Raw genomic sequence first — 14,135 nt, forward strand, 5'->3', positions numbered from 1 at the left:
AAGCGATGTCCGCCGGGATGAACCAGCCCCCGGGTCACATATCTGGCGGACGCGGAGGGCGTGCACCTTGCATGCCATGGCGAGCCTCTTGCACGGCATGTAGATGCCCCTGTCGCCATCGTCCTCATGCCCTGCTCGTTGGCCGTCCCGTGGTCACAGGAAACATTTGCCCGGCGGTTTCTTGTTCGGGCTATTGCTGTTCACGCTGTGCTCTGGAATCGGTACGGGTTCACAGCACTTTTCTCAAGCGCGTCTGGATTGGTTAGCGCTTATTCGCGCTGCACATGCCAAGCCCATACAAGGCCAATTGCAGCAGGTAAATAGCCGGGTGAATCAGTTACTGCTATTTGCCGACGACTTGCAGGTGTGGGGACAGAGCGACTTTTGGGCCACGCCGCTGGAGGCCATCCGCCGCGGGGCAGGGGACTGCGAGGACTTTGCCATTGCCAAATATGTGGCCCTGTTGCAGCTTGGCCTGCGACCGGAGCAGTTACGCCTCATTTATGTTCGCGCCGAACGGCCTCAACAAGGCGGCGGGATACAGCAGCAAGCCCATATGGTTTTGGGTTATTACCCCCAGCCCCAAGCCACGCCATGGATTCTGGACAACCTTATTCCTGAGGTGCTGCTGGCAACCCAGCGTCCAGATTTACAGCCCGTTTTTAGCTTTAACACTCAAGGTCTGTGGGCTGGGGGGCGGCGGGCGCCGACCTCACCCAGTGCGCGTTTATCGCGCTGGAGGGGGTTGCTGGCACGAATGCAGCAGCAGGGGATGAGCCTGGAGCGGCAATCGCTGCCGTCATTGGAGCAAGAATAGATGAGTCTCAGAAATCGATTGTGGTTAGGTTTAGGGCTGGTAATGTTGGTGACCATGCTCGGCACCTGGAGTGTCCAGTTCTGGGGCAGCCAGCAACTGCTGCGCGAGCAGTTGCGGGTGAAAAACATTGATAACGCCACCATCTTGGCCCTGACCTTGTCTCAATTCGTCGACGAACCGGTGACCCGTGAGGTTTTTCTGAGTGCCCAGTTTGATGCCGGGCACTATCAAAACATTCGTTTATTCAGCAGTGATGACCGGGTGCTATTCGAGCGCTCTGCCAGCGCTAGTGTTAGCGTTGCACCGAGCTGGTTTCAGTCCATGTTTCCCTTAGAAGTGGAGCCCGGAATGGCCCAGGTGCAGCAGGGGTGGAAGCAACTCGGAAGACTGGAGGTACAGAGCCATAGTGGCTACGCCTATGCAGCTTTGTGGGACTCCGCACAGCGGATATTGCTTTGGTTCGTCGTGGTCAGTGTGGTCGCCGGAGGTTGGGCGGCCTGGGCTTTGAGCAGAACGTTGCAGCCCTTGGCTTTGGTCGTTGACCAGGCGCAGGCGGTTGCGAGTCGCCGCTTTCCCGAACTTGATCAACCCCGAATTCTTGAGTTCCGGCAGTTGGTTGCGGCCATGAATCAGATGGCCCAAAGCGTTCGCGGTATGCTGAACCGGGACGCCCAGCGGATTGAAGCCTTACGCGCCGAGACCGAGCTGGATCCGGTGACGGGTTTGTTGCTACGCAAGGTTTTCCAGCAGCGTCTCCAGAGCAGCCTCGATGAGCGTCTGGGTGGGTATTTGATCAGTCTGGAGCTGGCGAACCTGCTTTCACTCAACCAGCAGCATGGTCATCCAGCCGTGGATGCCCTGTTGGCCAAAATAGGGGTGGCGCTCAATGTTCAGGGGCGTGAGTTGGTCCGTGGTCGGCGCTGGATGGGAGGGCGTTTAGGTGGCTCCGAAGTGGTTTTGTTCTTGGAAAGAGTGGGCAATATCCACACGACCGCCGAGCAGCTCTGTGAACACTTACAAACGCTGGCACTAGATGCCAACATGAATCTGCAAATGCATGTTGCCGTGGTGGATTTAAGCGCTGCTGGCGATACCGCTGAGGTGTTCAGAGCCATGGACCGTGGCTTGGCCGAGGCCGTCAGCCGTGGAACCGTAGTGGAGTTGGAAGCTGGAGCAGCCTCGGACGGGAACCCCTCTGAGCGACGCCAAGAGCTGCAGGCGGCATTACAACGCAACGATCGCGTCCGCTTACAAGCCTATCCGGTGAAGCGTCACGATGGTGGCATTGAACGACAGGATGCTTACGTTGAGGTTGAATTGGGCGGCCAATGGCTGAGCGCCGCTGAAGTCTTGCCCTGGGTGCACCGTTTGGGCCTGGACGGAGACCTCAATCGACGAGTTATTGACGTTGCGCTGACGGAAAGCCGTCACGCCAAGCCCCTGGCTTTGCAGCTATCCATGGAAGCTGTCACCGAGGTGAGCGTGCGGGATGACATTATGCGTGCGCTTTCATCATCGCCCCTCGCGGCTCAGCGCTTATATTTGGACGTACCTGAGTGTGGCGCTCAGCATGACCTGCAACTGTTCCGCCAATGGGTAGAGTCCTTGCGGGGAATGGTCGCTGGAGTCGGTATTCGCCATGGCGGATATGCCCCAGACTTGCTGCAAAACCTCTCGGACCTGGGAATCTCTCATGTCAAACTAGACGCGGCTTTGGTGCAAACCGCTCAGGACGCCCACGTGATGGCGGTGATTGGTGGTTACTGCAGCATGGCGCACAGTATGGGGATTCAGGTCACGGCTTCAGGTGTCAATGACGCCGCTTTGGTTCAGCGCCTGTTCCAGCTCGGCGTCGATGGTCTCACCGGGCCTGCTTGCTGATGACCTGAATGCGCGCCCGTGGCCGCCTTTGGAGGCCTTGTCTGTCTTTAGATGATGTCGGAGCTGTCGCTGGCGTCCAACAGGCTTCGGCCGCTAAGCGCGCCGCGCAGGCGCCGGCGGTGGAGCAGTTTTTCCTGCGCCGCATTTGGGAGATCGGTAAATCGGATGAGCTGCTTTTGAATCATGACATCGACAAGATCGTCGATGACCCGAACCAAGTCGGCATCGGAAGCATCCAAAGCCGACGAGGTTTGATTGTCTAAGCCCAAGTAAGCCCGCAGCTCTGGATTGTGGAGGTCGCTGCGCTCTACATGCTCGCTATCGGCGGCATTGCGCACGGAGTCTATAGCGCCATCGGCACCCCGGCGCAGGAACAGCTGACTGTTCCCGGCCGGGAAAACCTTATCGGCATCAGTCGACGATGAGCTGGCCACGGTTGAGTAGATCCTGAATGATGCTGGTGTCGGACAAGGAGCCTCCTTGCGTGAGATCGATGCCCTGCAATTGAATGCTGTGATCGACCGCCGTACTACTGTAGCCGCTGCTGAAGTCGCCGTCTCGGCTGATTTGTATGGTGGTGTCACTGCCGTTGGTTTCAAAGTGCAGGTAGTCGCTAAGGTCTTCCCCTTGCTCACCTTGCAAAAGGTCGCGCAGGTCTAGGCGATCGCCTCCAGCATCAGTAGCTGCTGAGGTCCAATCGGTGATGACGTCCACTCCGCCGTCGGCATCATCGAAGCGCCAAATGAAGGTGTCGCTGCCGTCACCGCCACTCAGGGTATCGTTGCCCGCACCACCCTGGAGCTGATCTTTGCCCAGTCCGCCGAGGAGGTCGTCCTCGCCGCCATGGCCGAAGAGAATGTCGTTACCCAGCTCGCCCAGCAGAGTGTCATTGCCGTTGCCACCAAAGAGCTGGTCATCGCCGCTACCACCGGCAAGGCTGTCGTCGCCGTCACCGCCAAGTAGACGATCCGGCGTAGAAGCCCCACTGAGGCTATTGGAGTTGTCACTGCCCTCGGTGATCTGCACCGAATTCGCGCTAATACTGACCTGGCCGCTGGCCGAATCGCCATCGTTATCCAGCGCGACGTAGGTGAACACCGTTGTTGGCATGCTGGCATCACCAGTGGTGGGCACAAAGCTGTAGTCGCCGGAGACAAAGTTCAGTTCCAGTTCGCCGCCAGACAAGGTTGTAATCGTAATTTGACTCGCTGCCGCATCGAAGCTTGATCGGTCCGTGCCCCCACTCACCAGTACGCTATTGGTACCGAGGTCATAGCGATAAGTGGTGCCGTCAATGGAGACCTCGCTGAGGTGGGCGCCATCGGCTCCGGCCTGCAACTGCAGTTCGCCGCTGCTCAGCAAGTTGCCGCGGGTGGTGTTGGCTACGGTGTCGTCTAGGGTCTGCTCCAGATCGTTAAGGCTGGTCACGATCACAGCGTCGCGGTTTTCTCCTGATTCTCCATCATGTGCGATGGGGTTCAAGTTGCTTTGGTTAACGTTATCACCCAAGCCCATGGCGTAGGCCGAAATAAATTCGGTATTGAGAAAATCGACCCACTCGGCTTCTTCGGAGGAGTTAATGCCTCGGCTGCCGTCAGGGCGTGTTGGCCTACCATCGGAGAAGAAGTAGGCGATGTTTTGGGCATTGCTCAAAGCGCCAGTACTGGCAAAAGCGGTCTGCGCAGTGTCGAGTGCGGCATCGTAGTTGGTTTGCCCGCCAGCGCTCAGGCCTGAGAGGTCGCTCTGCGCCTGTGCAATGCTGGTCCAACTGCTGCCAACCGCTTGGGCGCTGCCGGAGAAGGCCACAATGCGCACGGCTACGTCGCCAAATTCCGCGTAGCGGCTCATCAGGCTGTTGATGGCTGAAATGGCGGAGGCTAAACGTGTTTGCCCGCCTATACCGTCATTGGTGCCCATGCTTCCAGATACGTCTAAGACCACAAGCAGGTTGGTGTCTAAGAACTCTACGGATTGATCGATAGAGTCCGCGCTGGGGGCATCGTCTTCGACATTAATCTGCAAGGTGGCTGTAGTGCTGTCTTGGCCGTCACTGGCCACCACACCAAAATCGATGCTCAGAACATCCTCGCTAGTGGAGTCTGGATGATCTAGCGGACGAAGTAAGTCGAACTGGTAATTGCCATCGTTATCAATGCTCAGGCGGGCAACCTCTTCACCGCCTGCAGTGGCCACCAGTGTTTGGGTGTTATCACCCTGCCAGCTCAGGGTTTCCCCGCCGCTGGTCAAACTCGTGCTGGGGGAAACCAGGCTTAGTTCCACCGCATCTCCATCCGCATCGCCGACTGTCAGTTGGCCTGTGACCTGCGTGGCATTGGAGGTATCACTAGGGTTGCCGGTGGTATCGGGTATACCGCCAGCCAGCCCTTCCTCAGACACAGCAGCGGTTGCTCCACTGAGGCTGGGGGCGTCATTCACACCGGAGACATTCACGGTGACGGTGGCCGTATCCGTGGCATCGCCATCGGAGATGGTGTATTCGAAGCTGAGCGTGCCGTTGTAGTTGGTCGCGGGCGTGACGGTAACCGTGCCATTGGCATTGAGGGTCACACTGCCATTAGCAATGGCGACCGAGTCGCCAGCTGTCACAGCCGTACCGGCAATCTCGACTACGCTGAGGGTATCGCCATCGGGATCAGAGTCATTGCCGAGAATGGCCAGGGTGACCGGTGTGTCTTCGGGCGTGGAGTCCGAATCGTTCACAGCCACGGGGCCGTCATTGCTACCGGTGACCGTGATGGTCAGGGTGGTGGTATCGGTGCTGGAGCCATCCGATACCGTGTAGCTGAACACGTCGCTGACCGAGTCGCCATCATCCAGGGCTTGGGCGGCAGCGTTGGGCGTATAGCTGTAGCTGCCGTCGGCGTTGAGCGTCAAAGTGCCGTAATCGCCGGCCAAAGCGGAACCGACCGTTCCGGTAGTTCCTCCGAAGGCCACGGCGCTCACGTTTAGGGCATCGCCGTCGGGGTCGGTGTCGGCTTGCTCGCCAGCCTCAGGTGCGGTGATGACGTTGCCTGACAGAGCGGGGCCGTCTTCGCCAACGCTCCGCACATCCGGCTGAGCCGTGGGGCTGTCGTTCACACCAGAGACATTGACAGTTACGGTGGCCGTATCGGTCGCATCCCCATCGGAGATGGTGTACTCGAAGCTGAGCGCGCCGTTGTAATTGGGAGCCGGCGTGACGGTGACGGTGCCGTTAGCATTGAGGGTCACACTGCCATTAGCAATGGCGACCGAGTCGCCAGCTGTCACCGCGGTGCCAGCGATTTCGACCACGGAGAGCGTGTCACCATCCGGATCAGAGTCATTGCCGAGAATGGTCAGAGTGACCGGCGTATCTTCGGGCGTGGAGTCCGAATCGTTCACGGCCACGGGGCCGTCATTACTCCCCGTGACCGTAATGGTCAGAGTGGTGGTATCGGTGCTGGTACCGTCAGAGACGGTGTAGCTGAACACGTCGCTGACCGAATCGCCATCATCCAGAGCTTGGGCGGCCGCGTTGGGGGTGTAGCTGTAGCTGCCGTCGGCGTTGAGCGTCAAAGTGCCGTAATCGCCGGCCAAAGCGGAACCGACCGTTCCGGTAGTTCCTCCGAAGGCCACGGCGCTTACGTTTAGGGCATCGCCATCAGGATCGGTATCGGCTTGTTCACCAGTTTCGGGAGCCGTGATGACATTTCCTGAGAGGGTGGGCCCATCTTCCGTGGTAGAGCGGCTGTCGGACAGGGCAGTCGGCCCATCATTCACGCCGGAAACATTCACGGTCACTGTGGCGGTGTCCGTAGCGTCCCCATCGGAGATGGTGTACTCGAAGCTGAGCGTGCCGTTGTAATTGGGAGCCGGTGTGACGGTGACGGTGCCATTGGCATTGAGGGTCACGCTGCCGTTAGCAATGGCGACCGAGTCACCAGCCGTCACAGCCGTACCGGCAATCTCGACTACGCTGAGGGTATCGCCATCGGGCTCGGAGTCATTGCCGAGGATAGCCAGTGTGACCGGCGTATCTTCGGGAGTTGAATCGGAGTCATTGACGGCCACCGGACCATCATTACTCCCCGTGACCGTAATGGTCAGAGTGGTGGTATCGGTGCTGGAGCCATCCGACACCGTGTAGCTAAACACGTCGCTGACCGAGTCGCCATCATCCAGAGCCTGGGCGGCCGCGTTGGGCGTATAGCTGTAGCTACCATCGCTGTTCAAGGTGAGCGTGCCGTAATCGCCCGCCAAGGCAGAGCCCACAGTGCCGCTGGTAGCACCAAAGGCTACGGCACTGACATTAAGTGCATCGCCGTCAGGGTCGATATCGGCTTGCTCGCCAGCCTCAGGTGCGGTGATGACGTTGCCGGTCAGGGCGGGGCCGTCTTCGCCAACGCTCCGCACATCGGGCTGAGCCGTGGGGCTGTCGTTCACACCAGAGACATTGACAGTTACGGTGGCCGTATCGGTCGCATCCCCATCGGAGATGGTGTACTCGAAGCTGAGCGTGCCGTTGTAGTTGGTGGCGGGCGTGACCGTGACGGTGCCATTGGCATTGAGGGTCACGCTGCCGTTAACAATAGCGACCGAGTCGCCAGCCGTCACCGCGGTGCCAGCGATTTCGACCACGGAGAGCGTGTCACCATCCGGGTCAGAATCGTTGCCCAGAATCGCCAAAGTGACCGGTGTGTCTTCGGGCGTGGAGTCCGAATCGTTCACGGCCACGGGGCCGTCATTGCTACCGGTGACCGTGATGGTCAGGGTGGTGGTATCGGTGCCGGAGCCATCCGACACCGTGTAGCTGAAGACATCACTGACGGAGTCGCCATCATCCAGGGCTTGAGCGGCGGCGTTGGGCGTGTAGCTATAGCTACCGTCGCTGTTCAAGGTGAGCGTGCCGTAATCGCCCGCCAAGGCAGAGCCCACAGTGCCGCTGGTAGCACCAAAGGCCACGGCGCTCACATTGAGTGCGTCACCATCAGGATCGGTATCGGCTTGCTCACCAGCCTCAGGTGCCGCGATGACGTTGCCGGAGAGGGTGGGGCCGTCTTCGGAAGTGCTTCGTGCATCGGCTAATGCCACAGGTGCGTCATTAACGTTGTTGACGTTGACCGTGACCGTTGCAGTGTCAGTTTGATCACCATCAGTAATGGTGTATTCAAAACTTAAGCTGCCGTTGTAATTGGGGGCCGGGGTGACGGTAACCGTGTTGTCAGCATTGAAAGTGACGCTGCCGTTGGCAATAGCAATAGAGTCCCCAGGGTTGAGCGCAGTGCCAGCAATGCTAATGACGCTGAGGGCATCTCCTTCGGGGTCAGAGTCGTTATCGAGTATAGCCAGCGTGACTGGGGTGTCCTCTGGAGTATTCCCTACATCATCTTGGGCCACAGGGCCGTCGTTGCTGCCTGTGATGGTGAAGCTCAGCGTGGTGGTGTCGGTTGCTGTTCCGTCGCTGATGGTGTAGGCGAAAACGTCCTGCACAACGTCCCCTTCGCCTAGGGCTTGTGCAGCCGCGTTGGGGCGATAGCCGTAACTGCCATCATCATTGATGACCAAATCGCCATAGTTGCCGGCCAAAACTGAACCGATGGTGCCACTGGTTGCCCCGAAGCTGATGGCAACCACGCTCAGGGCATCGCCGTCAGGGTCTGTATCTGCTTGTTCGCCCGCCTGAGGTGCGTTGATGACATTCCCGCTGATGACGGAAGTGTCTTCATTGAGGCTGCGCTCATCCGCTAATGCATTGGGACCATCATTCACCCCCGTCACATTGACTGTGACGGTCGCGGTATCCGTTTCATCGCCATCAGAGATGGTGTACTCGAAGCTGAGCGATCCGTTGTAGTTGGGTGCAGGGGTGACGGTGACGCTGCCGTTGGAGTTCAGGGTGACGCTGCCATTGGTAATAGCCACGGAGTCGCCGGGTGCAACGGGTGTCCCTGCGATCTCGACCACATTGAGGGCGTCGCCATCGGGATCGCTGTCGTTGCCGAGTATGGCCAGGGTCAGTGGAAGGTCTTCTGGGGTGCTTCCCAAGTCGTCTTGAGCAATAGGGCCGTCATTGCTGCCCGTCACCGTAAAACTGAGTGTCGTGGTGTCTGTCAGAGCCCCGTCCGAGACCGTATAACTAAAGACATCCGTGACCGAGTCGCCATCGTCCAGCGCCTGTGCTGCTTGGTTGGGAACGTAGCTGTAGCTCCCATCACTGCCAAGGACGAGATTGCCGAAGTTGCCCGTGAGGACATTTCCGACGGTTCCAGCAATACCACCAAAGCCCACTGCCACGATGCTGAGTGCATCGCCGTCTGGGTCTGTATCGATTTGCTCACCTGCCTGAGGGGCACTGATGACATTGCCTGTCACCCCAGCGGCGTCCTCGTTACTGAGTCGTTGATCAGGCTGTGCAAGCGGAGCATCGTTCACATTGGTGACGTTGATGGTCACCGTTGCCGTATCGGTGTTTCCACTATTGTCTTGGATCGTGTAGGTGAAACTATCCGGACCAGTGCTATTCGGGGCTGGCGTATAGGTGATGCTGGTGCCACCCGCATTGATTGTGGCAATGCCATTGTTGGGGGAAGTCACCGCGATGATGGTCAATGGGCTGCCATCCGGGTCGCTGTCATTGCCCAGCACATCAATCTGCACTGGGGTGTCTTCCGGCGTGGAAATGATGTCGTCTACGGCATCGGGCTGTTCGGCTTGGTTTGCTTGGCCAATGTCTTCAGCGCTGCCGTCCCTGTCGCTTGCTGTGCCACCAAGCTGAGCATCGGAAACAGATTCCTGAATGCGCTCCAGGCGCACAAAGCTGTGTCCTTCTCCTTCGGGCGTATTGCCCGGCCCTGCTGCGGTGGCTTCTAGTTCGGATTCAAAGTCGGCACCTGCCAAGATGGCCTCAACCAGCGGGTCCACGTCATCGACGGAGGCTTCATCAGGGGTCGGGCGGGTGCTATTCGCCCACTCGATGGTCACCAAGGCCTCCATCTGTGGGGCTAGGACCAAAGGAGGCCCATCCACCAACTGAACGCTCACCGGAGCATCCTGAGTATTGGTAATTACATCACCAACTCTTAAAACTTCGCCAGGCTGAGCGGGCCGTTGTTCTTGCCCTGGCTGTTGAATGAGGACTCCTTGAGCCTGGGGCAGGGTAGCAATCGCAGCAGTATCAGTCATGGCGGAAGATTCTGAGTGGAGGGTCACCCTTCAAGCCTAGAAGCTTGTCGCCGCTGCGGAATCGTACCTTGGTCCGATACGCAGCTAGCTTGGAGTAGACGGTGCTGTGAGTTGACGCTTATGCATTCGCGCGGCCAGTTGCAAGCGGTCGCGGACTTCGGCTTTTTTGAGAATCGCCGTGATGTGCGATTTGGCCGTTCGCTCCTCAATGCTTAAGTGACGGCAAATTTCTTTGTTGTTCATGCCGTCCAAGATGCAGCCTACGATTTGTTTTTCCCGGGGCGTAAAGCGATTCCACACTGCATCATCGTCGCGCAGGGGTTCCCGTAGAGCTTGTAGGCCCTGCTGCATGAGGTCTGCGCCTACCCAATAACCGCCATGGCTCACCACCTCAGCCACATCCTGCAGCATCTCGGCAGTTGCCAGGCTGTGGCAGTAGCCTCGACATCCTTGGCGCAGACAGCGCAGGGCCGCTGCAGGATGGGGGTGGCGACTCAGTATCATGACCAAAGCCCTGGGATGGCTGCGAACCACCCTGGATACGGCCTCCGCCGGCGGATCCTCCAGCCACAGCATGCTATTCCGCTCAAGGCCAGACTGTGCGGGTTGTAGCGGCCATTGATGTCGCAGTACAGCCTGCGGAAAGGCCCGCTGCCAATGCGGCAGCAGCTGCGGCTCTGAACTGATAAATATGTGATCCATCAGCGCTCCCGAAACGCCGTGTGGCGGGCCCGCAGGACGGGCTTGAACAGGTACTGCAGCAAAGTTTTTTTGCCGGTGACGATATCAACCTCGGCCAACATGCCAGGGATGATGGGCATGCCTTCGGCCAATTCTGGGCTAAAGGTGCGAATACGGGCGATGTAATGAGCGCTGCCGTCTTCCGCAATGACAGAATCGGCGGCGATTTGTTGGACTTCCCCGTCCAGACCCCCAAAAATCGCAAAGTCATAAGCCGAGAACTTCACGACGGCCGGTTGCCCAGGGCGTAAAAAGCCAATGTCTCTGGGGCGGATTTTGGTTTCCAAAATCAGGGTGTCGTCTAGCGGCACGATCTCCAATAGCTCGCTGCCAGGCTGCACCACACCGCCCACGGTATTCACCAATAATTGCTTCACTGTGCCGCGTACAGGGGCCCGGATGATGGCGCGATCCACCCGGTCTTCCAGGGCTGCGCTGGATTGGTTTAAGGACTGAAGCTCAGCCAAAGTTTCAGTGAGCTCTTCTTGAAGCTGATTATTGGACTGGCTGCGAATTTGCTCGACTTTGCGCTCGGCCTGCTTATACGCAGATTGCACACGCAGGATTTGCGCAATGGCCTGGTCGCGCTCACCGACGAGGCGGGCTTCTTCGCGTTCTAGCCTGAGGATTTCGACCTCCGAGACTGCGCCAGTGCGCAGCAGTGGCCGGGTTACAGCCAGCTCTTTACGAACCAGCCCCAATGTTTGCTTGGCTTGGTCGCGCCGCGCGCGCGCTTCTTGAATTTCGCGTTGACGCTGTTGGATCTCTTGCTCGGCTCCAGCCACCTGTGCGCGCAGCTCTTGGCGTTGTGCCCTGTAGGCCTCCTCCTCGCTACTCACAATATCTGGAGCCTGCGTGCGCAGGCTGTCGGGTACGCTAAATTCCAGCCCGCTTAGCATGGCGCGTAGGCGCGCGGCACGGACCTCCAAATAGGTGGAGCGCGAGCGGGATTCTCCGAGGTTGGAGGCAAAGCGTGTGGTGTCGATTTGCATAAGCAGCTGTCCTGGCTGCACTACATCGCCAACGCGTACTTTGATGGCTTCCACAACGCCGCCATCGACGGCTTGTACAACCTGGAGCTGAGAGGACGGAATCACCCGGCCATCCCCACGTGCAATTTCATCAATTTCGGCATAAGCCGCCCACCAAAGCAGTGCAGCGATCACCAGCATGGATAAATACATGAGCCGCCTCGCACGCAGGGGCTCTTGATTGAGCAGAGCGTACTCAGCGTCGGCTTCCCAGCTGTCGTTGCGCGGCTGAGTGCCGCGGGTGATGCGGCCAATAGCGCGAACATAGCGCGGCGTGGGTACGGACTCGGTCATGCTCGGCCCCCTTGGTTGGTCGCAACCCGGCCACTGCGCAGGGCTTCGAGCACGGTATCTTTGGGGCCATCCGCCATTAATCGCCCTTGGTCAAGAACGATGATGCGATCCACTAGGTCGAGCATGGCGGTACGGTGGGTAACCAGTACTAAAGTTTTATTGCTGGCCAGGGCTTTAAGCCGGCTGCGTACGCGTTCTTCGCTGCCGTTATCCAGGGCGCTGGTGGGTTCGTCGAGGAGCAGAATGTTTGGGTTGCCCACCAATCCGCGCGCCAGGGCGACGGCTTGTCGCTGCCCTCCAGACAAGGATTCCCCACGCTCACCAATATGCATATCAAACCCTTGGGGATGGGTGTCGATCATGTCTTTGAGGTCTGCGTTGTAGGCGGCCTCAAGCAAGGCTTGGTCGGCAATGCCGGTGCGGCCCATCAGTAGATTTTCGCGCAGGCTGCCGTAGAGAAGCGTGGGCTGCTGTGAAATGTAGCCGATGGCTTTACGGACCTGATCGGCCGCGAGCTGCTGGGTGTCAATACCATCTAGCCGCACTGAACCCTCTTGGGGTTGATAGAGGCCCAGTATGAGCCGGAGCAAGGTGGATTTTCCTGAGCCAGCCCGGCCTAAAATCGCGACCTTCTCGCCTGGAGCAATCCGCAGGCTAATGTCGCGAACGGCATTACCATGGCTACGGGGGTACTGAAAGCTCACTTCCTTGAGTTCTATGGCTCCCTGCAAATTGGGCCGATTAATTGGCGCCTGAGCCGGCTCCGGAGGCCCTTGCCCTAACAAGGGGTCAAGTCCTAGCAGCGCCGTTTTAGCATTGTGGTATTGAGTCATGAGCCCAGCGAGCTGTGCTAATGGCTGCATAGCTCTAGAGGTCAGCATCATCGCGGCAATCAAACCGCCCATGGATAGCTGCTGAGACATAATGAGATACACACCCAGCACTACGATGCCCAAGGACGTGCACTGCTGCACGAACAGCGCGCCATGCATCACGCTACTACCCAACAGCTTGAGCTGCGTTTGGTTATGGGCCAGGTGTTGAGTGACTTGCTCCCAGCGGCGCTGAATAAGGCCCTGTGCACCCTGACTTTTAATGTCTTCCAAGCCGACGAGGCTCTCGACCAGCGTGGCATTGCGCAAAGCCCCAGAACGGTGGCCTTCATCGGCGAGATAACGGAGGCTGGACTGGACCGACCAGGAGTGAATGACCAAGACCGTCGCGCCGATGATGAGTGGGATAGCCAGTGGCGGAGCAATCCAGGCCAATATGGCGACGAATATCAGGGCAAAGGGTAGGTCGATGAGCGTCGTGATGCTCGCCGCGGTGACAAAATCTCGCACCACTTCAAAAGCCCGTAGATTGGCGGCAAAAGATCCGGTGGACTCGGGTCGGTCCTGCAGGCGCATGCCTAGAACGGCTTGCATGATGGTGGTGGATAGGTCGCGGTCAACGCGGTTCCCGGCTAAGTCCACAAAGTGCGCGCGGGCGCTGCGTAGGGCGAGTTCTGCGGCGAGTACGATGGCAAGCCCAGCGGCAAAGACCCACAGAGTTTCAACGGCTTCGTTAGGCACGACGCGGTCGTACACGTTCATCACGAACAAGGGCATGGCCACCGCAAAACTGTTGATCATGAAGGCCGCAACCAGGGCGTCGCGATAGAGCTTGCGATGTTGAAAGAGCGCCCCCCAGAACCAATGCCGACGCCGCTGGCTTTGCATTTGCGGGGCGCGATCATCATGTTCGAAGCGTGGCCTCAGCATCACCAAATGCCCCGAATAACGCTGGGCGAGCTGCTGCTCAGTCCACTCCTCCAGGCCCTGCTCAGGCACAAAGACACTGGCGGTCTGCGTGCTGGCATCCCTGCTTTCCAAGACCACAGCTGCTTGATTGTTGAGTAGCAGAATAGCCGAGCCTGGTGCTTGGCCAAGGGACGATAGTGGCTGAGCCAAAAGCTTGGCCTTAAAACCGGCGCGTGGCGCAGCGCGCAACAGTAAGCTGGGGGTAAGCTTGCCCTCGCGCAGCGGCAGACCCGTACAGACGGCATCTCTATTGAGCTCGCGGTGCTCGCGTAAAGAGACATGGGCCAAGCACTCCAGGAGTTGATCCACCTCCTGCGGGCCTGCATCGGCTACGGTGGTTGCGAGGGTGTCGTCGGCGGTGTTTGGCGTAGACATGACTAAGCTGCAGCGGCCTGGGGAAGGTGG

Annotated in this window: 7 protein-coding genes; 2 read left to right on the plus strand and 5 right to left on the minus strand. The window is 58.8% G+C overall.

Going from position 1 to position 14,135, the window contains the following annotated elements; translation table 11 throughout:
• Positions 1-166: 166 nt before the first annotated feature.
• Positions 167-817: a transglutaminase-like cysteine peptidase gene (locus tag KI787_07465; protein ID MBV6629787.1), complete on the plus strand. Its 651-nt coding sequence runs from the start codon at positions 167-169 to the stop codon at positions 815-817.
• Positions 818-2,698 (plus strand): EAL domain-containing protein, encoded by a 1,881-nt coding sequence (locus KI787_07470; protein ID MBV6629788.1) that lies wholly within the window; start codon positions 818-820, stop codon positions 2,696-2,698.
• Positions 2,699-2,745: 47 nt separating this feature from the next.
• On the opposite strand, the gene KI787_07475 is transcribed toward KI787_07470, so the two are convergent.
• The 5 genes from KI787_07475 to KI787_07495 form a co-directional block, all read right to left on the minus strand.
• Positions 2,746-3,036 carry a tryptophan synthase subunit beta like protein gene (locus tag KI787_07475; GenBank protein MBV6629789.1) on the minus strand — a complete coding sequence of 97 codons (291 nt, stop codon included), beginning with the start codon at positions 3,034-3,036 and terminating at the stop codon, positions 2,746-2,748.
• 73 nt (positions 3,037-3,109) lie between these two features.
• The gene (locus tag KI787_07480) at positions 3,110-9,862 is read right to left on the minus strand and encodes a retention module-containing protein (GenBank protein ID MBV6629790.1); all 6,753 of its coding nucleotides are present in this window, start codon (positions 9,860-9,862) and stop codon (positions 3,110-3,112) included.
• Positions 9,863-9,946: 84 nt separating this feature from the next.
• On the minus strand, positions 9,947-10,564 hold the full coding sequence (locus KI787_07485) for a response regulator transcription factor (protein MBV6629791.1): 618 nt from the start codon (positions 10,562-10,564) through the stop codon (positions 9,947-9,949).
• The gene (locus tag KI787_07490) at positions 10,564-11,928 is read right to left on the minus strand and encodes an HlyD family type I secretion periplasmic adaptor subunit (GenBank protein MBV6629792.1); all 1,365 of its coding nucleotides are present in this window, start codon (positions 11,926-11,928) and stop codon (positions 10,564-10,566) included. Before KI787_07490 ends, KI787_07485 begins: the two co-directional genes overlap by 1 nt.
• Complete coding sequence (locus tag KI787_07495; protein ID MBV6629793.1) at positions 11,925-14,105, minus strand: type I secretion system permease/ATPase; 2,181 nt, start codon at positions 14,103-14,105, stop codon at positions 11,925-11,927. Before KI787_07495 ends, KI787_07490 begins: the two co-directional genes overlap by 4 nt.
• Positions 14,106-14,135: the final 30 nt, after the last annotated feature.

Source organism: Oceanococcus sp. HetDA_MAG_MS8 (assembly GCA_019192445.1).
Classification (GTDB): Bacteria; Pseudomonadota; Gammaproteobacteria; order Nevskiales; family Oceanococcaceae; genus MS8.